We start from the raw sequence: 21,018 nt of genomic DNA, 5'->3' as shown, positions 1-21,018 counted from the left end.
GGGCTCCGACGACCTCTGTCCTGCCGCCTCTGTCCTGGCCACCGCTGTCCTGACCGGCGCCACCAACGGCTGGCGCGCCTGGTCGTTCGGGCCTCCGTGGTCCCGTCCCCGAATGCCGGCATCCTCTTCGATCTTCGCCGACGTCAGCGCGGTGCGTCGCCCGCGCCCGAGAGCACCTGCAGCCGGGCGGCGGGGCCGGGCTGGGCCATGGGCGCGCCGCGCTGGTCGAGAAACCAGAAACCGGCCCGCCCCCGGAAACGCGGGGCGGGCCGGTTCGGCCTGGAGCGGCGCGGGCTCAGCCGCCGGACGGAGCCTCGGACGAGGGCGGCGGTGGCGACGGCGAGGCCTTGCAGGTGTAGGAGATCGACACGTAGGAGCCCTTCGGCACCACCGTTCCGCCTGATGGGGACTGGCCGGTCACGTTGTTGTAGCCGTACGGGCAGTTCCACTCGCCGCCGTACGTGACCCCGAAGCCAGCTCGCTGCAGGGACGCGTTGGCGGCATCCGCCGGCTGACCGACCACGTTCGGCACCGAGACACAGGAGGCCGAGATCACCGCGGAGATGGTGGTGGAACGGTCCGCGCGGGTTCCGGCGCTCGGACTCTGCGAGATGACCTGCCCGACCGGGACGTTGTCGTTGCATTCGGAGCTGGCGGACAACGCTGTGCTGAATCCGGCGTCGGAGATCGCGCTGTTTGCCTGGCTCTGGTTCATCCCTGAAAGGTTCGGGACGGTCGCGGTCGACGGCGTGGTCGGGGCCGCGCTGGTGGTCGGCGCGCCGGCGGCGGTCGAGTTCGACGGGGAGCCGGGCTTCGTCGACCCGGAGGCCGAGGACTTGGGCGCCGGGGTGACCGTGACCGTCTTGCCGTTGGGCAACATGGTCGTGTATGGCGCGGTCGCCGTCGGATCGATGATGTTGCCGGAGACGTCGGTGAACGGGGTCGAGGTGACGCCCGGCGCGCCGAGGGAGGACTCGCTGCCGGTCTCGGTCGCGTCGGACTGGCCGCCGGTGGACGCGGCCAGCGCCCAGCCGCCGGCGCCCGCGATCAGGGCGACGACGAGCGCCGCGCCGGCGGCGATCTTGAGCCGCTGCTGGCGGTTGTTCTGGATGGGGGGCCGCCCGCCGCCTCCGGGCGCGGGCTGGCGCGCGGCGGGAATGGCCGAGATGATCGTGTTGCGGTCCGACTGGGTGGACCCGGCGGGGCCGGGCACCCGGACCGGCTGGGCGCCGGTCGGCGGTTCGTCGTCGTCGTCCCAGCCACCGTGGGCCGGCCGGCCAGGGCCGGACCCCGGGACGGGCGGGAGGATGCCGGTCGGCGCGTCCTGGTCGTCCCAGTGGCCGCCGCGCGGCCCGCCCGGACCGGGGCCAGGCACGGGCGGCACCAGGCCGGTGGCCGCGTCCGCGTCCCAGTCGTCGCCGGGGTAGCCCCGGTCGGGCCCGTACCCGGGACCGCCTGGGCCGCCTGGCTCGCCGACCCGGCCGGGACCCCGGCCCTGCCCGGGGCCGGCCTCGGCGTGGGCGACCTTCGTCATGCCGAGCGCGGCACCCGCGGCACCCGCTCCGGCCGCCGCGGCGGCCGTGCGTCGACCGCCGGCGCCGACCAGGGTGTCGTGGGCCGCGTCTCGTCGGCCAGGGATCGGGGCGCCGCGCTCCCAGGTGTCCTCGCCGCGGTCCCAGTCCCGGCCGTCGTTTCGCCGCCGGTCGTCGTCCAGATCGCGGTCGCGGTCACGGCGGAGCGCGGATTCGAGGGCGCGCGCCGCGTCGGCGGCGGTCGGCGGTCGGCGGGCCGGCGACTTGGCCAGCATCGCCGCGAGCACGTCCCACACCGGCCGCGGCACACCCTTGATGGGCAGCGGCTCCTGCTCGCGATGTGCCGCGAGCATGTCGGCCGGGTTCGCCTCGTCGAACGGCGGCACGCCGGCGAGCAGCTCGTAGAGCACGATGCCGGCGGAGTAGATGTCGACGGCGGGGGTCGGCGGCGTGCCGGAGCCGAGCTCGGGAGCCATGTAGAGCGGCGTGCCGATCGGGCCGGTGGCGGGGGTGCGGCCCCGGRACAGGGTGTCGACCATCCGGGCGATGCCGAAGTCCGTGAGCCGGACGGCCGGGCCGTTGCCGCGGCTCTCCAGCAGCACGTTCTCCGGCTTGACGTCGCGGTGCACCACGCCGGCGCTGTGCACGTTGTCGAGCGCCCACAGCACGTCGATGACGATCCGCGCGGCCTCGTCGACCGGCAGCGGCGCCTCGTGGCGCAGGTACTCACGCAGGTCGGTGCCCTCGACGAGCTCCATCACGATCGCCAGCGCGTCCCGCTCGTTCACCAGGTCGAGGACACGGACCAGGTCGGGGCTGTCGATGTCGTAGAGGATCTGCCATTCGCGTAGGAACCGGTCGACGACCACGGGGTCGTCGGCGAACTCTGGGCGCAGCATCTTCACGGCGACGTCAGCACCGTCGTCGCGGCGGCTGGCCCTCCACACCTCGCCGGTGGTGCCCTGCCCGAGCAACTCATGCAGGACGTACCGCGAGCCGAGTGTGCGCACTGCCAGACTCCCCCTCTACACGCCGCCCCGGAGGGAGACGAGTGACGGCCACGACGGCGACGCCGCGGCGGGGCGCGCGGCATGCCCGGTCACAATCTCGCCCGGGCCGCCCGCCCGACCCCCCGAACGGCGGCCCGTGTCGGTCCTGGGCGGGGCCGGCTGGCCTGGACCGGGCCGCTTGGCCGGGTCCTGGCGGCCGGGCACCGGTAGCCGGCGCGACGCGACACGAAACCGCTGTGCCCGCGTGACCGCCGAGCCCGATGTACCACCATCGGGACCGCCGATATAGCCCAGGACGACACCGAAAGGCTACGCTGTCGCGTCTGCGGGTAGTCCGCCGGGGGTGGACACATGTGATGCCCGTGGGTAACCGGCGATGAGGGACAGCCGGTCCGCGGCGGCCCTGATGGTGGCGCCGAACAACTCGCCCGGCGTGCGGGTCAGCCGGCCGTCGGGCCCGGACATGGACAGCGCGGCGATCACCGCACCGGAGGCGTCGCGGACCGGCGCCGACACCGACGCGAGTCCCGCCTCCCGCTCGCCGGCGCTCTGCGCCCAGCCGCGGGCGCGCACCTCGGCCAGCACCCGCTCGTCGAACACCGTGTCAGCCGGGACGCCGCCCGCGGCCCCCGCCCCCCCGGCGTCCCCTGCCCGCAGCCCGTGCCCTGGCACCTCGGCGGCCTCGCCGCCGCTCTCGCCCCCGGTGGCGAACGCGAGCAGCACCTGGGCGCCGGACCCGGCGGTCATCGGCAGGATGGCGCCGACCGGAACCGTGTCGCGCAGCCCACTGCCGCGCTCGGAGACCGCGACGCACACCCGGCCGGCACCGCGGCGCACGTAGAGCTGGGTGCTCTCGCCAGTCGCGTCCCGTAGCTCCGCCAGCACCGTCGGCGCGGCCTGCAGCACCTGCCAGGGCAGCGGCCACAGCGTGGCCGCCGCGGACCCGGCGGCCAGGCGCGGCCCGGCGACGAACCGCCCGTCCCCGTCCCGTCCGACCAGCCGGTGCGCCTGCAGCGCCACCGCGAGCCGGTGCGCGGTGGCCCGGGACAGCCCGGTGCGGGCGACCAGGTCGCCGAGCGACGCGGGACCCGCCTCGACGGCCGAGAGCACCAGCGCGGCCTTGTCCAGCACGCCGACCCCGCTGGTCACCTCCTGGCTGCCAAGGTCCTCGGCGCCCCCGTCGCCGGCCTGGGCGGCCGCGTCGAGCCCGGGGGTGCCGATGCCTGGACCCGAGGAGGGGATACGCTGTTCCATACGTTGATACTGCCATCCCAAGCCGTGAGACGACGACCCTGGGGTTGAAGCGCCGAGGCGTTGAGGCGCCGAGGTGCCAAGGCGTCGGGTCCGAGAGGAACTGGCTGGGCTGGCCCGCGACGGGACAGAGCACCGCGACGGACACAGCACTGCAACACTGGCAGAGGAGGGGTGGGCCACATGGGGCGCACACTCGTGGAGAAGGTCTGGGACGCGCACGTCGTACGCCGTGCCGATGGTGAGCCCGATCTGCTGTACATCGACCTGCATCTCGTGCACGAGGTCACCTCGCCGCAGGCGTTCGAGGCACTGCGGCTCGCCGGCCGGCCCGTCCGCCGGCCGGACCTGACCATCGCGACCGAGGACCACAACGTCCCGACCACCGACACACTGGTGCCGATCGCGGACCCGGTCTCCCGCGCCCAGGTCGAGGCGCTGCGCAAGAACGCCGCCGACTTCGGCGTCCGGCTGCACCCGATGAACGACCCCGGCCAGGGCATCGTGCACGTCGTGGGCCCGCAGCTGGGCCTGACCCAGCCGGGCATGACGGTCGTCTGCGGCGACAGCCACACCGCCACGCACGGCGCGTTCGGGGCGCTCGCGTTCGGCATCGGCACGAGCCAGGTCGAGCATGTGCTGGCCACCCAGACGCTGCCGCAGGGCCGCCCGAAGACGATGGCGATCACGGTCGACGGCGCGCTGCCCGACGGCGTCAGCGCGAAGGACCTGATCCTGGCGATCATCGCCGAGATCGGGACCGGGGGCGGCCAGGGCTACGTCCTGGAGTACCGGGGCGAGGCGATCCGGTCGCTGTCGATGGAAGGCCGGATGACGGTCTGCAACATGTCCATCGAGGCCGGCGCCCGGGCGGGCATGATCGCTCCCGACGAGACGACGTTCGAGTTCCTGAAGGGCCGCCCGCACGCCCCCAGGGGCGTCGACTGGGATGCGGCGGTCGCCTACTGGAAGACGCTGGCGACCGACGAGGACGCGGTGTTCGACAGCGAGGTGGTCATCGACGCGAGCACGCTCACGCCGTTCGTCACCTGGGGGACCAACCCGGGTCAGGGTGCTCCGCTGGGCGCCTCCGTGCCGGACCCGGCGGCGTTCGCCGACCCCGGCGTCCGGGCCGCCGCCGAGCGCGCGCTGGTCTACATGGGCCTGACCGCGGGCACTCCGTTGCGTGAGATCGCGGTCGACACGGTGTTCATCGGCTCGTGCACGAACGGCCGGCTTTCCGACCTGCGCGCCGCCGCCGACATTCTGCGGGGTCGCAAGGTCGCCGACGGCGTGCGGGCGCTCGTCGTTCCCGGCTCCATGCAGGTCAAGGCCGACGCCGAGGCGGAGGGCCTGGACGAGGTGTTCCGCGCCGCCGGGGCCGAATGGCGCAGCGCGGGCTGCTCGATGTGCCTCGGGATGAACCCGGACACGCTCAAGCCGGGTGAGCGCAGCGCGTCGACCTCGAACCGCAACTTCGAGGGCCGGCAGGGGCAGGGCGGCCGGACCCACCTGGTCTCGCCCGAGGTCGCGGCCGCGACCGCCGTCACCGGCCGGCTCTCCGCTCCCGCCGATCTCTGACATTGGTTCGCTCCGTGCGGGCGGCGCGCTCCGGCCCCGTACTCACGACCTCCGAAATCGGCTTCGCCGATTCCGCAGGGACCCCGTCGCTCCCACGGGACCTCCGCGCGCCGTCCTCCTGCGCTCACGGGCGCTGCGGCGACCTCGCTGCGGCCCGGCCCACCTCGCTTCGCTCGTGGGCCGGGCCTCCGCGAGGCGCGCCTCCGCGCCGCGGGGTCACCCACCAACTTCACGTCACCAAGCCACAGCGGGTCTTGTCCGGAGCACGTCGCTTCGCTCGTGGGTCGGGCCTCCGCGAGGCGCCTCCGCGCCCGCACGGTCACCCGCCGCTGAAGGTCACGACCTGAACAACCTCTCGAACCTCGTCTCAGAAGGGAGAGCGCCCGATGGAGGCGTTCACCACGCACACCGGCCGGGCGGTGCCGCTGCGGCGCAGCGACGTCGACACCGACCAGATCATCCCCAGCGACTGGCTCAAGCGGATCGAGCGCACCGGCTTCGGCGCCGGCCTGTTCTCAGAGTGGCGCCGCGACCCGTCGTTCGTGCTCAACAACGCGGCCCATGCCGGCGCCACGATCCTGCTGGCCGGGCCCAACTTCGGCTCCGGCTCCTCCCGTGAGCACGCCGTCTGGGCCTTGCAGGACTTCGGCTTCCGCGCCGTCATCGCGCCGAAGTTCGCCGACATCTTCCGCGGCAACTCGCTGGGCAACGGCCTGCTGACGGTCGTCCTGCCGGCCGAGACCGTCGACGCGCTGCTCGCGGCCGTCGAGGCGGACCCGGCGACGGAGATCACCGTCGACCTCGCCGCCCGCGAGGTCCGCGGCGCCGGCATCGTCGCCCCCTTCGAGCTGGACGACTTCACCCGCTGGCGTCTCATGGAGGGGCTCGACGACGTCGGGCTCACGCTGCGCCACGCCGACGCCATCACGGCGTTCGAGCAGGACCGCCCGTCCTGGCTGCCCACCACCACGCCGGTCTGACCTCTCGCCGAGCCGAACCCAGGTCCCCGTCGCCCACCTGGCGACGGGGACCTGGCTGTCTCGGGCGGGACTCCTGGGGCGACGGGGCTCTGGCCCGGCGGTGCCGTTCCGCTCGAGTGAGCTGAAGAAGCTGGTCATCCTGGTGTCAGGCCGCGGACAGGGTGAGCAGCGGCACTGACCCCGCCGCCAATGGCTCGCGCTGCGCGCTCAGGAGTAAACGGGGCCGCGTCGGCCGCGTCGACGGGCGACCATACGGTAACAGAACGTCTGAAACAGACCAGAAATCAGCCGGTTCATTGCGCCGATCGTGTTCGGCCGTGTGCTGTCACCGGGAGGTGGTGATCCGGTCGCCGATTGTCCCGAACCCGTTGACGTGCGGGTTTGTGTGACGCGACACGCTTCTGGGAATTGCCCTCGACAGTGGAGATGCCTACGGTGCAGCGCAGTGTGATGCCCGATCTGCTCCCCACCGCAGCCGCGGGGGGTGTCCGGAGGTTGTTGTGAACAAGTCCCAGTTGGTTGACGCCATTGCTCAGCAGATCGAAGGCGGCCGGTCGAACGCGACCAAGGCCGTCGACGCGGTGTTCCACGCGATCCAGGAGGCCGTCTCGAATGGCGAGAAGGTGACGATCACCGGTTTCGGCGTCTTCGAGCGGGTGGAGCGTGCCGAGCGGACCGGGCGCAACCCGGCGACCGGCGAGCCGGTGCACGTCCCCGCGTCGGTGGTGCCGAAGTTCCGCCCGGGCTCGGACTTCAAGTCCAGCGTTTCGTCGCAGGGCTAGCTCCTAGCCCGGAACGGGCCGCGTCGGCCCGCCGTATTTCACCGCCAGAAGGGCGGCGAAAACGGCGGGCCGAGCCGCGTCCGCGACGTGGCTTCAGGCGCGGCGCAGCGCCCAGGCGGCGAGGTCGGCCTGGTAGTCGGAGAGACGGTTCTCCAGCGGCCCGGTGGCGCGGCGCTCCCAACGACCGTCCTGTCGCAGTTCCCAGGCGGAGACCTCGGGGGAGAACGCGTAGTCCAACATCCGGCGCAGGGCTGTCCGGTTGTCGGCCTGCGTGACGCGGACCAGCGCCTCGACCCGGCGGTCCAGGTTGCGGTGCATCATGTCCGCGCTGCCGATCCAGACCTCGTCCGACGAGGTGAAGTCCAGCACCCGGCTGTGCTCCAGGTAGCGGCCCAGGACCGAGCGCACCAGCACGGTCTCGGACAGGCCGGGCATTCCTGGGCGCAGCGCGCAGATGCCGCGCACCAGGCAGCGCACCGGTACGCCGTCCCGGGACGCCCGGTAGAGCGCGTCGATGACCTGCTCGTCGACCAGGCTGTTCACCTTGACCCGGATCCCGGAGGGCTCGCCGGCCCTGGCGGCGGCCGCCTCCCGCTCGATCCGTTCGACGATGCTGTCGCGCATGCGCTCCGGGGCGACCAGCAGCGACCGGTACACCGTCTGGCGGCTGTAGCCGGTGAGCACGTTGAACAGGTCGGTCAGGTCCGCACCGACCTGTTCGTCCGCCGTGAGCAGGCCGAGGTCCTCGTAGAGCCTGGCCGTCTTCGGGTTGTAGTTGCCGGTGCCGACGTGGCAGTACCGGCGCAGCCCGTCCTCCTCCTGGCGGACGACCAGGCAGGTCTTGGTGTGGGTCTTCAGCCCGATCAGGCCGTAGACCACGTGGCAGCCCGCCCGCTCCAGCTCACGTGCCCACCGGATGTTGGCGCTCTCGTCGAACCTCGCCTTGATCTCGACGAGCACGACCACCTGCTTGCCCGCCTCGGCCGCCGCGACCAGCGCGTCCACGATCGGGGAGTCGCCGGAGGTCCGGTACAGCGTCTGCTTGATCGCCAGCACCCGCGGGTCAGCCGCGGCCTGCTCGATGAAGCGCTGCACGGAGGTGGTGAACGAGTCGTAGGGATGGTGGACGAGCACGTCGCGCTCGCGCAGCACCGCGAAGAAGTCCGCCGCCTCGCCCGCCTCGGTGACCAGGCTCGGGTGGGTCACCGGTACCCGCGGGGGGAACTTCAGCTCCGGCCGGTCGAGGTCGAACAGCGCCCACAGCACCGACAGGTCGAGCAGGCCGTGCACCCTGTGCACGTGCCGGGGCGAGACCTCCAGCTCGCGGCAGAGCATCTTCAGCAGGCCGTCGTCGATGTCCGCGTCCACCTCCAGGCGCACCGCGGGGCCGAAACGGCGGCGGGCGAGCTCACGCTCCAGGGCCTGCAGCAGGTCCTCCGCCTCGTCCTCCTCGACCTCGAGATCGGCGTTGCGGGTCACCCGGAACATGTGGGAGTCGACCACCTCCATCCCCGGGAACAGCTGGGACAGATGGGCGGCGATCACCTCTTCCAACGGCACGAAGCACGCGTAGCGGTCGGGCTCCGGCTCCTCGGAGCCGCCCTCGCCGCCGCCCGTGGCGCCGTTCTGGGCGGCCGTCCCGTCGGCACCGCCCGGCCTGGCGCCGGCTTCCTCGGGTGACAGGTCCACCCGGATCAGCCGGGGGACGTTCTGCGGCACCTTCACCCGGGCGAAGCGCTCGACCTCGTCGCCCGGGTCCCGCACCGTCACCGCGAGGTTGAGCGACAGGCCGCTGATGTACGGGAACGGGTGCGCGGGGTCCACGGCGAGCGGGGTGAGCACCGGGAAGATCTGGTCGTGGAAGTACTCGTGCAGGCGCTGTTGCTGCTCGGTGGTGAGCTGGTGCCAGAACCGGATGCTGATGCCGGCGTGCGCGAGCGAGGGCAGCACCTCGTCGGTGAAGCAGCGGGCCGCGCGGTCGGTGACCTGGGCGGTCTGACCGCTGATCAGGTCGAGCTGCGCGCGGGGCGTAAGCCCGTCGGCGGAGCGCACGGTGAGCCCGGTGGCCTCCCGCCGCATCAGCCCGGCCACCCGGACCATGTAGAACTCGTCCAGGTTGCTCGCGAAGATCGCGAGGAATTTGGCCCGTTCCAGCAGGGGGGTGCTCACGTCCTCGGCCAGCGCCAGCACCCGTGCGTTGAAGTCCAGCCAGGACGTCTCACGGTTGATGAACCGGTCGCCCGGGAGATCGGACGGCAGTGGGGCCCTGGGCGCTTCCAGCGGCTCCAGCAGGGCACTGCGGGGCTTGCGACGCTGCTGATCTGAGCCCTGTTCGGACTGGGTACCGGACCTCGTCGCCACCACCTCGGCCATGCCAGCGATGGTGCCAGCCCGAGGTGAACTCGGCAGCTTATCCCGATGTCCTGCGTCGGTCGTCACTCGGCGCGTCCGGCTCGGTGCTTACGGCGCTCGGCGTCCATGCGATATTCGTTAATGAAGGGGAAACACTTGGGGCGGACGATCGGTTCCGGGTGTGTTACGAGGCGACTCACTCCGCAGACTGGCGAGTGTCGCCGCCCGGCGGGGGATGGGATGGTGCRCTGACCGTGCAGGATCTGCTGTCTCGGCCGCGCCACGCCGATCCCGGCACCCCGGCGGTTCCCCCGGGCGCCGGCCAGCCCGCCACCGTTGACGACCCGCTCGGCCTTCCCGTCGTCGACGCGGGCGTGGCGGACCTCGCCGCGGCCGCGCGGGTGACCTACCGGATCCACCAGCGGCTCCGGTACAGCTACGACGGCCCCGCGCACGACCTGGCGCATCGCCTGGTCGTGCTGCCGCCGCGCCGTCACGGCGACCAGACCGCTCGGCACTCGGAGTTGGCCGTCTCGGCGCCGGCGGCGCTCGTCCGCTGGGAACGCGGACCCGACGGGGCTCGGGCCGCGACCGTCACCCTCGACGAGGTGCCCGCCGTTCTCGACTTCGACGTCACGGCGATCGTCGAACGCGGTCCGTCCGCGGGCTGGCCCGCGCTGCCGGCGTCCGCGCTCACCGGCCGGCGGCTGCTCACCCCCACCCCGCTGACCGCCGCGGACGAGACGCTCACCGCGGTCGCCAGCCGGCTCGGCGGCCCGGATCCGCTGACGACCGCGCGCCGGTGCTGCGCGTGGGTGTTCGAGAACATCGCGTACCGCCCGGGGTCGACCCACGTCGGGACGACCGCCGCGCAGGCGGTCGCCGGCGGTGCCGGCGTCTGCCAGGACCAGGCGCACGTGATGATCGCGTTGTGCAGGGCGGCGGGCATCCCGGCCCGGTACGTGCTCGGCCACCTGGTCGGGGACGGCGAGTCGCACGCCTGGGTCGAGGTGGTCCTGCCCGACGGCTGGGCGCCGCCGCCGCCCGGCCCGACGACGCCGGGTTCGGCCCGGCCGTCCTGGGCGGCGCCCGGCGGCGCCGGCGCCGTGGCGGTGGCGCTCGACCCGTGCCACGACCGGCTCGCCGACCGCCGGTACGTGACCATCGCGGCCGGACGGGACTACCGCGACGTCATGCCGACCTCCGGCGTGTACCGAGGCAGCGGTCGCGGGGCGCTCACCGCGAGCCAGTGTGTCGACGTCGTTGGCCTGATCGGCGCCTGAACTCCCCACTCGATCGCCAATTCGGCGACTGGTCGTGATTCATTCGCGACTCGTTGCGGTGCGCCGCGACCGTACGGATACGGTCCGTGTCAAAGTGTGCGCGAGCTGGATGCACGACTGGCATGACCGTCTGGCGGCCCGACCTGCCCTCGCCGGGCTGGCGGGCCGGGGCGGCGGCGGGTATCCGGCTCCAGGACACCGTTCGGAGGCGCGCCTGAGCGGGCGCGCCAGCTCGACGCGCTCCGATGGCTGGACCGAGCGCGGGAAGCACCGCGCGGTGCGGCAGAGGGAGGCGGCTGCGGCCGTGACACACATCGACGCCGGGAGCCGGCCGGCGCCGGCCTCGCCGGTGCCGGCGCGGCCGGCCGCGGTGGTACCGCTGCTCGCGGCGCTGGTGGCCGGGCTCGCCCGGGTGGTCACCGACGACAGCGCGGTGACGGTCGTCGAGGCCGGCGCCGCCGGCGCGGGTGTCGCCGCCACCGGTGTGGCCGGCTGGTCGCTGTGGCGGGCGGCAGCGGCCGATCGCGGCTGGCTGCGCCGCCTGACGATGACGCTCGCGGGCTGGACCGTCCTGCAGGCCGCCGGCGTGGGGCTCGGCTACGCGCCCGCGTCCGGGTTCGCGCGGGCAGCGGTGGCCGCGGGGGCGCTCGCGGCCCCGTTGCTGGCCGCCGCCGCCCTCGTCATCCTGCCGAGACCGCTCCCGGCCGGCGTCGTCGCGGTGGCTGACCTGGGGGCCGCGCTGGGAGCCGGCGCGGAGCAGGTGGGGAAGCGGGCCGCGCAGGTCGGCGTGAGCCGCGCCGGGAAGGTCACCGGGGCGGCCCTGGGCGTCCGGCTGGCGGAGGCGCTCGTGACCGTGCGCCGCCACGGCTGGGACGAGGCCGGCTTCGACGTGCACTACCAGCCGATCGTGCGGCTGCTCGACGGCGCGGTCGTCGGGCTGGAGGCACTGGCGCGGTGGACCGAGCCGGGGCGGGGCCCGGTGCCGCCGCTGACGTTCGTCGCCGCCGCCGAGGACGGCGGCCTGGTGGGCACGCTCGACGAGCTCGTGCTGGGCAGGGCCTGCGCCGAGGTCGCCGCGGTGCTGCCGTCGGGGCAGGGCACACCGGCGCCCCGGTTGCACGTCAACGTCTCCGCCTCCCGGCTCGCCGACCTCGCGTTGCCCGACGTGTTCGCCAGGGCCTTCGCCGCCAGCGGGCTGGACCCGCGCCGGCTCGTCGTCGAGATCACTGAGACGTTCCGGATCACCGACCTGGCCGTCGCCGCGCGGGTGCTGGAGGCCGTCCAGGCGCTGGGGCCAAGCATCGCGATGGACGACGTCGGCGCCGGGCACACGACGCTCGCGGCGCTGCACGAGCTGCCCGTCAACGTCGTGAAGCTCGACCGGGGCCTGATAGAGAACCCGCTCGGCCCCGGTCGGGCCTCGCGGCTCGGACGATCGGTGATCACCGTCGCGCGCTCGCTGGGCGCCGTCGTGGTCGCCGAGGGCATCGAGCGGCGGGCGCAGCGCGCCGACCTCGCCCTGCTCGGCTGCGAGCTGGGCCAGGGCTACCTGTTCGCCCGGCCCGCGCCGCTGGCGGCGCTCGCGCCGCTGCTGGTGGCGGCCGCGCCCATCGCGCCGCTGGCTGGCTCGGCCATCGGCGCGTACCTGGGCTCATGACGCCGCCCGATGGCCTCGACGGTCAGCCGGCGTTGGCCGCCGCCGTGGCGAGCACGGCGCTGGTCGCGGGGCCGACGCCCAGCAGCCGCGCGGCCGCGAGGTCGGTGACCGTGTCGACGTCGCGGCGCAGGCCGGGCACCGTGGTCGCGAGCCCGCCGGTCAGGTCGACGGCGCCGGACCGCACGTGCAGCGCGTGGCTGTCCACGCCGAACTGGGGGAGCAGCTCGCTGCCCGCCGCGGCGCACAGCAGGACGGTGCCCGTTCCGGCCGCGTCGGCGAGGACCGCGCGCCCGGCGGCCGGCGCCGCCAGCAGCGCGGCGCGCAGCTCGGCCGGCCGCAGCGCCGCCAGGTCGGCAGACATCGCGGCGACGCCGTGCCCCGGCCAGCGTCGCGCCGCGATCCTGGCGCCGTGCCGCAGCGCCGCGTTGAGCCCCCGGTCGGGCAGGTCGGGCACGGCCAGCACCGGCGCCGGGCCGCCACCGTCCGCGGGATACCCGGCCGAGGCGTCGTCGCCGTCCGCGGCGCGACCCGTGATCGCGGCGGTCGCGGCCGGGTCGTTGGTCACCAGCAGCACGCCGGCCACGACATCGCGGCCGACGGCCGCCGCCGCGGCGGCGGTGTCGGTCGCCATCGCGAGCGCCAGGAGCGCCCGGCCGGGGTGCTCCAGGCGGCTCTTGGCCGCGCCCAGCCGTTTCAACGGCAGCACGACGATCCACCCCTGGGGTCGCCCGCCCGCCACGACCCGACCATATGGGCTCGCCTCGCGGGGCGGGGCGGCACCGGCGAGAACTCGCGCGGCCCGCGCGGTGTTTCCACAGCGGCGATGCCGGCGATCATCTGTCACACCGGCTGTGCCACGGGCACTCCCCGCGGGATCCAGATCCAGCCGAATGGGCGGAGGGCGGGAATGGGCAGGGAAGCGCACGCACTGCGAGACCACGTTCGGCGGGTTCCACCGTGGGCCCCGCCATGGTGGCGGCCGCGTCCCACCTATGGCACTGACATAACGTCGGCCCAAGCCCGGTACGGCCGGGCTGGTCGACGAGCCGGTTACGAGTGGATGAGACTTCGGCAGCATGACGACGAACGGCAGTGACGGCGGCGGTCCGCGCCCCGCGGTCGCGGTGCTCACCGCCGGGTCGTGGGGGACGGTCTTCGCGAAGATCCTCGCGGATGCCGGGCGGCGGGTGACCCTGGTCACCCGCGATGACGCGCTGGCGGCGACGATCAACCGCGAGCATCAGAACCCGCGTTACCTGCCCGAGGTCCGGTTACCAGACCAGGTGCTGGCGACGTCCGACCCGGCCGAGGCGCTGGCCGGGGCCGACCTGGTGGTGCTGGCCGTGCCGGCGCAGGCGCTGCGCCCGGCGCTGGCCCTCTGGGCGCCGATGGTCGAGCCGTCGGCGGTCTTCGTGAGCCTGATGAAGGGCATCGAGGACGGCAGCAGCCGGCGGATGAGCGAGGTGATCGGCGAGGTCGCCGGTTGCGGCCCGGAGCGGATCGCCGTCGTCAGCGGGCCGAACCTGGCCAGGGAGATCGCGGCCGAGGACCCGGCGGCGACCGTCATCGCCAGCGCCTCGGCCGCGACCGCCGCCGCCGTCCAGGCCGCCTGCTGGACGCCCTACCTGCGCCCCTACACGAACGGCGACGTCGTCGGCTGCGAGCTCGGCGGTGCGACGAAGAACGTCATCGCGCTCGCCGCCGGCATGGTCGAGGGCCTGGGGTTCGGGGCGAACAGCGTCGCGTCGCTCATCACCCGGGGACTCGCCGAGACCTCCCGGCTGGGCGTGGCGCTGGGCGCCGACCCCATGACCTTCGCCGGGCTCGCGGGTCTCGGCGACCTGGTCGCGACCTGTTGCTCGCCGCTGTCGCGCAACCGGACCCTGGGCGAGAAGCTCGGCCGCGGGATGACGCTGGAGGCGGCGCTGGCCGAACAGCGGCAGGTGGCGGAAGGAGTGCGTTCGTGTCGTCCGCTGCTCGCGCTCGCCGACCGGCTCGGCGTGCACATGCCGATCAGCCGACAGGTGGAACGGGTGCTCTACGACGGACTGCCGCCGCTGGAGGCCGTCAAGGACCTGATGAGCCGGGAGCCAGGCCCCGAGTACCGGACGGACGCCGACGCGGCCGCGGCCGCCCGCCGGACCCCGGCGCGCCCGGACCTGTAGGCCGATACAGGCCGGAGCGCGGCCGGATCCGGTGTGAAGCCCGGTGTGAAGCCCCGGGTGGAGCCCCGTTGTCCTGAGGTCACGAACCCCGGAACCAACGGGTCGCGCGCGGCCGCGCGGTTCAGCCGGCCGCGGGCGCGGGCGGCTGGGTGGGAAGGGCCGTGGCGGGCGGCAGCGTCTCGATGAGGGCGCCGATCGAGCGGAGCTTGCCGACCGGGTCCTCGTAGCCGCGCTCGAGGAACCGGGTCCCCGAGATCATGCTGGCGCCGCCCGCGACCAGCGCGGCCATGATGTAGGCGAAGCCGGCGCGCAGGTCCGGGATCTCCAGGTCGCCGCCGACCAGCGGGGTCGGCCCGGACACGACCGCCGAGTGCTCGAAGTCCCTGGAGGCGAACCGGCAGGCCTTGCCGCCGAGGCAGGTCGTCGACAGCGCGATGCTCGCGCCCATCTCGTTGAGCTGGCGGGTGTAGCCGAACCGGTCCTCATAGATCGTCTCGTGGACGACCGACGCGCCCCGCGCCTGGGTGAGCAGCACGACCAGCGGCTGCTGCCAGTCGGTCATGTAGCCGGGGTGGACGTCGGTCTGCACGTGGGTCGCGGTGAGCTCCCGGTCCCGGTAGAAGGTGATCCCGCTGTCGGTGACCCGGAACTCGCCGCCGAGGCGGCGCAGGTGGTTCAGGAACGTCGCGACGTCCTCCTGGCGGGCGCCGCGCACGTCGACGCGGCCGTTCGTCGCCACCGCCGCCGCGGCGAACGAGGCCACCTCGATCCGGTCGGGGATCGCGGTGTGGTCGGCGCCGTGCAGCCGGTCCACGCCCTGGACCACGATCGTGCGATCCACCTCGACGTCGACCAGGGCGCCCATCCGCTGCAGGAAGAGGATGAGGTCGATCACCTCGGGCTCGACGGCGGCGTTCGAGATCACCGTGGTGCCCTTCGCGCGGACGGCGGCGAGCAGCAGGTTCTCGGTGGCGCCGACGCTCGGGAACGGCAGCTCGACGTGCGCGCCGTGCAGGCCCAGCGTCTTGACCTGGACCGACCGGACCTGCTCGACGATCTCCGCGCCCATCGCGCGCAGCCCGGCCAGGTGGAAGTCGACGGGGCGCTTCCCGATCCGGCAGCCGCCGGGCAGCGGGACGACGGCCTCACCGACCCGGTGCAGCAGCGGGCCCATCATCAGGATCGGGATCCGGTTGACGCCCGAGTACGCCTCGGACAGCGACGCGTCGGCGATACGCGGCGTCGCGATGCGCACCCGGTGGTCGTCGAGCCACTCGACCTCGGCGCCGAGCTCGGCCAGCATCCCGAGGACGACGTCGACCTCGACGATGCGGGGCACCCGCGCCAGCGTGCACGGCTCGTCCGTCAGCAGCGTCGCGACCAGGAGCTTGGTCACCGAGTTCTTGGCGCCGGAGACCTCGACGGAGCCGACCAGCGGCTGCCCGCCGATGATCCGGTACCGGTGCCGATCGGTCGCGGTGGGGGCCAGCGGCGGGGCGGCKGGGCTGGCTGGCTGGGAGGTCTGGGGCATGGGACGCCTCCTCGCGGTCGGGGCAGGACTCCCGGGGGTCCGGGGGTGCCCCTCGGGCGGATGAGGCGGGCCACGAGGCGCCGTACTTGGCGGCGAACTCCGCGGCCCGCCCCCGGGGTACTGGCCAAGATCGGACGCGCGATCACTCTCGGTCGCGATCCGACGACTCAGGGGCTTCGGGCCGACCACAGTCGGCCCTGGGGATTCAACCAGACGGCTCGGGCCGCCCAGGCCGGCGGCACCCGGTTCGGGGGCGGCACCACTTCTCGCCCACACCGCCTCACGCGGACACCGCTTGTCGCCCACTCCGGGTGACTTCCGCCCGCACCGGCCAGCGCATCGGAAGGCCGTAAAGAACCGGGAGAAGTGGGCCAATAAGAAGAGGTTCACCCGGCCGCAATATGCCATCGGCTACTGTCCCCGCATGGCTGGCTTCGCGCGAAGGCCCCGGTTGGCGATCGTGTTCGGCGGGCGCAGCACTGAGCATGCGATCTCCTGTGTCTCCGCCCGTGGGGTACTGGCCGCGGTGGATCGCGATCGCTACGAGGTCGTGCCGGTGGGTATCACGCCGGACGGCCAGTGGCTGGTACTGCCCGACGACCCGGCGGCCCTGGCCGGCAGCGGTCTTGAGCTGCCCGAGGTGCGTTCGGGCGCGGGCCAGGGCGTCATCCTTCCTCCTGACCCGAACGGGGCCGCCCTCGTCGCGTTGGAGCCCGTCACGGGGGCAGGGGCCGTGGCCGCCCCGGCGACGGAAGCCGGCGGGAGCCCCGGTGGCCTGGACGTCGACGTGGTCTTTCCGCTCCTGCACGGTCCCTACGGTGAGGACGGCACGATCCAGGGCCTGCTGGAGATGGCCGGGCTTCCGTACGTCGGCTCCGGGGTGTTCGCCAGCGCCGCCGCGATGGACAAGCAGCACATGAAGGCCCTGCTGGCGGCGGCCGGCCTGCGCGTCGGTCCGTACGCGGTGCTGCGGGCGGGGGAGACCCTGCTGGACACCGACAAGGAGCGGCTGGGACTGCCGGTGTTCGTCAAGCCCGCGAGGGGCGGGTCGAGCATCGGGATCAGCCGGGTGGACGCCTGGGAGGATCTGGACACCGCGATCAAGACGGCGCGTGAGTCGGACCCGAAGGTGCTCGTCGAGGCGGCGATCGTCGGCCGGGAGATCGAGTGCGGGGTGCTCGACCGGCTCGGCGGCGGCGAGCCGGAGGCCAGCGCCCCGGCGGAGATCGTCGTCGACTCCTCGGCCGGTTTCTACGACTTCGAGGCCAAGTACGTCTCCTCGAACACCCGCCTGGACGTGCCCGCCGACCTGCCGACCGAGATCGCCGACCGGGTGCGCGCCGCGGCGGCCGCCGCGTTCCGCGCGCTCGACTGCGCCGGGCTCGCCMGCGTCGACGTCTTCCTCACCGCGGCCGGCGAGGTGATCCTCAACGAGGTGAACACGATGCCGGGCTTCACCCCCACCTCGCTGTTCCCCCGGATGTGGGCGGCCAGCGGCCTGGACTACCCGGCTCTGGTCGATCGCCTCATCCAGCTGGCGCTGGATCACGGCAGCGGTCTCCGGTAGGCCGAACCCGCGCGAACCCTGCCCCTTCAGCCCTGCGGACCCCGCACCCCGTACCCCTGCGGCCCCGCCGCGCTCAGAGAGCGGTGTCGGCGGTGTGAGCCAGGACCGCGGGGGTGACGGCTGCGATCACGTTGTAGGGCAGGACGTCGTCCGGAAAGGTGAGCGTCACCTGTGGCCGCCTGGTCGGCGTCGACCAGCGTGACCTTCCAGCGGCGTCCTCCGGGAACCACTTCACGCCGTCGTGCTCGGAGACGACCGAGTCCGGCCGGTAGCCGGCGGCGACCCCCTCGGCCCCGCAGGTGACCAGGACCGGCGCCGAGCCGAACGCGGCGGCGGACACCCCCTGCGGGGTGACCTGACGCCGGTCCAGCCCGTCGCCGAGGGAATCGGGCAGCGCGTCCAGCAGGGCTCGGCACGACGTCGCGGTCTCACCGGTGGGCGCCGGCGCACCCGTCACCGCCACCGCGGCGGACCCACCCGAGCACCCCGCGGCGAACAGCGCCGCCGCCGCCACCGTCAGGCCGGCCGCCCGCCATCTCGTCATCTCGTCAGAAATGCACGACCGGGCAGGTCAGCGTGCGGGTGATTCCTTCGACGGCCTGGACCCGGGCCATCACCAGCTTGCCCAGGTCGTCGACCGAGCCCGCCTGCGCGCGCACGATCACGTCGTACGGGCCGGTGACGTCCTCCGCCTGCGTGACGCCGGGGATCTGTTCGATCTCCTTGGCCACCGACGCGGACTTGCCGACCTCGGTCTGGATAAGGATGTACGCGTGAACCACAGACGCTCCCTCGTCGGACGTCGACAGCCCGTCGAGTAGAGAAGTACGGGCCGAGAGACGGTAACAGGCAATCGGCCTCCGTGAGAGGCTCCCAGCCGAAGGAACTGCTGTGAACGCGCGAGTCTCCGTGACGCCGGAGGGCTTGAGTGGCCTTGGTCCGGGCGATGGCACCACCACCGCGGAACAATCACGACCCCCGATCTGTGATTGATACCACCACTCGTTTGTCTGGCCAAGGCCATACGTGGGTTCATGTGGGCGAACCGTCGGGTTGGCGCGACGGCGCGACGCGGTTCCAGCGGCCAGGATGACAACGTGGCCGTGACCGGGTGACGGAGGAAATGTGACCAGCGATACATGCGGAGCCGGATGGCCGGTGACCGGCGAGGTCACCTCCGGGGCATCGCGATGAGGTCGTCGGAGGCCGCCACCGCCGTTCAGGGGCCCAGGGCCGCGCCCCCGCGGGTGCTCGCGATCGCGGGCTCCGACTCCGGCGGCGGCGCCGGGATCCAGGCGGACCTGAAGACGGCCGCCGCGTTCGGCGTGCACGGGATGACGGCCGTCACGGCGGTGACCGCGCAGAACTCGGTCGGCGTCCAGGGCGCCTGGGAACTGCCGGCCGAGGCCGTGCGGGCACAGATCGTCTCGGTGGTCGGCGACATAGGCGTCGACGCGGTCAAGACCGGAATGCTGGCCACACCCGAGCTGGTCCGGGTGGTCGCCGAGGAGCTGCGGGGGATTTCGGCGCCGCTCGTCGTCGACCCGGTCGGGGTGTCCAAGCACGGCCACCGGCTGCTGGAGCCTGCGGCCGTGTCGGTGCTGCGTGACCTGCTCCTGCCACTGGCCACGGTGACGACGCCGAACCTGGACGAGGTGGCCCTGCTGACCGGCGTCCAGGTGCGCGACGAGGCCGGGCTGTGGCGGGCCGCCGAGGCGATGCTGGGCCTCGGGTCTCGCTGGGTGCTCGTGAAGGGTGGGCACCTCCCCGGCGAGGCCGTCGACCTGCTCACCGACGGGACGACCGAGATCGTCCTTCGGGCCGACCGCGCCGACAACCGGCACACCCACGGGACGGGCTGCACGCTCGCCTCGGYGATCGCCGCCGGGCTCGCGATGGGTCTCGACGTCCCGGCGGCGGCGCGGGCCGCCAAGGACTACGTCACCGGCGCGTTGCGCACCGGGTTCGCTCTGGGGGCCGGGATCGGGCCGGTCGACCACGGCTGGCGGTGGCGCGCCACGGCGGACGCCCCCGCGACGGGGGAGGCGCCGTCGCCCCCGACCGTTCCGCCGTCACCCCCGGCCGCTCCTTCCCGCCGGCTGGCCAGGTAGGAGTCCGCTCGGGCCGGARGGCGCGCGACGGTACCGAAGCCTCGCGCGCCCGGACGCCTCGGGATCAGGGGGTGGGGATGTCGAACCAGCCGAGCACCTTGCCACCGAAGATCATGTCGCCGCTGATCTTCAGCTTGCGGGTCAGGAACATCTTGGTCGGGTCGGCCGTGCCGCTGATCAGCTTGATGAAGCGGACGCCGTCGAGGGTGACGGTCACCTTCGCGTTCTCCACGGGCTGGCGGTTGATGACGCAGGCGCCGTCCCGGATGACCATCTCGTAGTTGTCCGAGCCGCCGCCCGGCCGATCGGTGATGTGGAAGTGCACCACCGCGTTCTGGTCTTTGATCTTGTTCGGGTCGGCCTGCTTCGCCATCCGGTCGAAGTACTCGTCGAGGAGGGCGGAGCGTTCCGGCCCGCTCATCAGCTCCTCGAGTGCCGCGTCGGAGAGCCCGGCGGTGTAGGAGACCAGTTGCTCGAGGCTGAGCGCGTTCAGGTCCGGCAAGGTCTGGGGCATGTCGGCGGCTCCGGTACAAGAGGGTCCGAGAAACGATCCCTCTCATATCAACACGACCGGGCCGGCGGATCGCGAGGGGCACCGCCCGCTCGCCGGTCGGTGGTGAGCCGTTGTCGCCATCCCGGATCACGGTCCGGCGATCGGTGGGGCCGGCGATCCGGGAAACCGGCGATCAGGAGATCTGGCGGGACGCCCGGCGCCCGGCGCGCGAAAAGAGGCGCCACCTGCGCGGCGCCTCTTGACGAGCTATATACGCAAACCCGGCCACAAAAGGTGACAGCGCCTCAGCGCTGCGTCAAGCCAGCCACCTCGCCTGCCCGAAACCAGGCCTTACCACCGGTATATGCCAGTGCCCGGAACCACGTGGGGAGGGCGCTCAGCGCCCGACAGGCGCCGCCCGGTTGCGGGCGCGAAGCGTCCGGCAACGGGAGCGCCCTACGCGCGGGTCACCTTGCCCGCCTTGATGCACGAGGTGCACACGTTCAGACGCTTGGGGGTGCGCCCGACGAGGGCGTGCACCGTCTGGATGTTGGGGTTCCAGCGCCGCCGGGTGCGCCGGTGGGAGTGGGAGACCGACATGCCGAAGCCCGGTCCCTTGCCGCAGACGTCGCACACCGAAGACACGAGAAACACTCCGCCGAGAGGTTGTCGCTGAAGCCGTGACCGGGGTTCCGGCCGCGCTGGCCCGCCGTTGGCGCCTGA

17 protein-coding genes are annotated in these 21,018 nt (G+C 73.4%); 8 read left to right on the top strand and 9 right to left on the bottom strand.

Annotated elements, in window-relative coordinates; genetic code table 11:
- Window positions 1-295: 295 nt before the first annotated feature.
- Window positions 296-2,542 carry a serine/threonine-protein kinase gene (locus BCD49_RS12085; RefSeq protein ID WP_071041486.1) on the bottom strand — a complete coding sequence of 749 codons (2,247 nt, stop codon included), beginning with the start codon at window positions 2,540-2,542 and terminating at the stop codon, window positions 296-298.
- A gap of 309 nt (window positions 2,543-2,851) precedes the next feature.
- Complete coding sequence (locus BCD49_RS12080; protein ID WP_007516350.1) at window positions 2,852-3,796, bottom strand: IclR family transcriptional regulator; 945 nt, start codon at window positions 3,794-3,796, stop codon at window positions 2,852-2,854.
- A 180-nt stretch (window positions 3,797-3,976) separates the two neighbouring features.
- Between BCD49_RS12080 and leuC the strand changes: the two genes are divergently transcribed.
- From leuC to BCD49_RS12065, 3 genes are all read left to right on the top strand, one after another.
- A complete protein-coding gene (leuC, locus tag BCD49_RS12075; protein WP_007516351.1) occupies window positions 3,977-5,374 on the top strand; it encodes a 3-isopropylmalate dehydratase large subunit in 1,398 nt (465 codons plus the stop codon).
- 386 nt (window positions 5,375-5,760) lie between these two features.
- Entirely contained in the window at window positions 5,761-6,354 is a 594-nt protein-coding gene (leuD, locus tag BCD49_RS12070; protein ID WP_007516352.1) for a 3-isopropylmalate dehydratase small subunit, read from the top strand.
- Window positions 6,355-6,854: 500 nt separating this feature from the next.
- On the top strand, window positions 6,855-7,136 hold the full coding sequence (locus BCD49_RS12065) for an HU family DNA-binding protein (RefSeq protein WP_007516353.1): 282 nt from the start codon (window positions 6,855-6,857) through the stop codon (window positions 7,134-7,136).
- A 93-nt stretch (window positions 7,137-7,229) separates the two neighbouring features.
- On the opposite strand, the gene BCD49_RS12060 is transcribed toward BCD49_RS12065, so the two are convergent.
- Window positions 7,230-9,509 (bottom strand): RNA degradosome polyphosphate kinase, encoded by a 2,280-nt coding sequence (locus BCD49_RS12060; protein WP_007516354.1) that lies wholly within the window; start codon window positions 9,507-9,509, stop codon window positions 7,230-7,232.
- A gap of 233 nt (window positions 9,510-9,742) precedes the next feature.
- Here BCD49_RS12060 and BCD49_RS12055 point away from each other — a divergent pair, with 233 nt between their 5' ends.
- Both BCD49_RS12055 and BCD49_RS12050 read left to right on the top strand, forming a co-directional pair.
- Window positions 9,743-10,771: a transglutaminase family protein gene (locus BCD49_RS12055; RefSeq protein ID WP_335341687.1), complete on the top strand. Its 1,029-nt coding sequence runs from the start codon at window positions 9,743-9,745 to the stop codon at window positions 10,769-10,771.
- A 304-nt stretch (window positions 10,772-11,075) separates the two neighbouring features.
- Window positions 11,076-12,428, top strand: coding sequence for an EAL domain-containing protein (locus BCD49_RS12050; protein WP_007516357.1), 1,353 nt, complete (start codon window positions 11,076-11,078; stop codon window positions 12,426-12,428).
- A 22-nt stretch (window positions 12,429-12,450) separates the two neighbouring features.
- Here BCD49_RS12050 and cofC read toward each other — a convergent pair whose 3' ends face one another.
- Window positions 12,451-13,167: a 2-phospho-L-lactate guanylyltransferase gene (cofC, locus tag BCD49_RS12045; RefSeq protein WP_071041485.1), complete on the bottom strand. Its 717-nt coding sequence runs from the start codon at window positions 13,165-13,167 to the stop codon at window positions 12,451-12,453.
- A gap of 337 nt (window positions 13,168-13,504) precedes the next feature.
- On the opposite strand from cofC, the gene BCD49_RS12040 reads away from it, so the two are divergent.
- Window positions 13,505-14,593: an NAD(P)H-dependent glycerol-3-phosphate dehydrogenase gene (locus BCD49_RS12040; RefSeq protein ID WP_007516642.1), complete on the top strand. Its 1,089-nt coding sequence runs from the start codon at window positions 13,505-13,507 to the stop codon at window positions 14,591-14,593.
- A 121-nt stretch (window positions 14,594-14,714) separates the two neighbouring features.
- Here the strand turns inward: BCD49_RS12040 and murA are convergent, their stop codons facing one another.
- Complete coding sequence (murA, locus tag BCD49_RS12035; RefSeq protein ID WP_007516644.1) at window positions 14,715-16,124, bottom strand: UDP-N-acetylglucosamine 1-carboxyvinyltransferase; 1,410 nt, start codon at window positions 16,122-16,124, stop codon at window positions 14,715-14,717.
- Window positions 16,125-16,548: 424 nt separating this feature from the next.
- Between murA and BCD49_RS12030 the strand changes: the two genes are divergently transcribed.
- A complete protein-coding gene (locus BCD49_RS12030; protein ID WP_071041484.1) occupies window positions 16,549-17,691 on the top strand; it encodes a D-alanine--D-alanine ligase family protein in 1,143 nt (380 codons plus the stop codon).
- A 73-nt stretch (window positions 17,692-17,764) separates the two neighbouring features.
- On the opposite strand, the gene BCD49_RS12025 is transcribed toward BCD49_RS12030, so the two are convergent.
- Both BCD49_RS12025 and BCD49_RS12020 read right to left on the bottom strand, forming a co-directional pair.
- Window positions 17,765-18,235, bottom strand: coding sequence for a DUF3515 family protein (locus tag BCD49_RS12025; RefSeq protein WP_007516648.1), 471 nt, complete (start codon window positions 18,233-18,235; stop codon window positions 17,765-17,767).
- A gap of 4 nt (window positions 18,236-18,239) precedes the next feature.
- A complete protein-coding gene (locus BCD49_RS12020) occupies window positions 18,240-18,473 on the bottom strand; it encodes an Lrp/AsnC family transcriptional regulator (RefSeq protein ID WP_007516650.1) in 234 nt (77 codons plus the stop codon).
- Between the two features lie 408 nt (window positions 18,474-18,881).
- Here BCD49_RS12020 and thiD point away from each other — a divergent pair, with 408 nt between their 5' ends.
- A complete protein-coding gene (gene thiD / locus BCD49_RS12015) occupies window positions 18,882-19,802 on the top strand; it encodes a bifunctional hydroxymethylpyrimidine kinase/phosphomethylpyrimidine kinase (protein ID WP_241832307.1) in 921 nt (306 codons plus the stop codon).
- 64 nt (window positions 19,803-19,866) lie between these two features.
- Here thiD and BCD49_RS12010 read toward each other — a convergent pair whose 3' ends face one another.
- Window positions 19,867-20,316, bottom strand: a complete 450-nt coding sequence (locus tag BCD49_RS12010; protein WP_007516653.1) for an SCP2 sterol-binding domain-containing protein — start codon at window positions 20,314-20,316, stop codon at window positions 19,867-19,869.
- A gap of 435 nt (window positions 20,317-20,751) precedes the next feature.
- The gene (rpmB, locus tag BCD49_RS12005) at window positions 20,752-20,940 is read right to left on the bottom strand and encodes a 50S ribosomal protein L28 (RefSeq protein ID WP_007516655.1); all 189 of its coding nucleotides are present in this window, start codon (window positions 20,938-20,940) and stop codon (window positions 20,752-20,754) included.
- Window positions 20,941-21,018: the final 78 nt, after the last annotated feature.

The organism is Pseudofrankia sp. EUN1h, from assembly GCF_001854645.1.
Classification (GTDB): domain Bacteria; phylum Actinomycetota; class Actinomycetes; order Frankiales; family Frankiaceae; genus Pseudofrankia; species Pseudofrankia saprophytica.
This window is presented reverse-complemented; position numbering and strand designations above follow the sequence as displayed.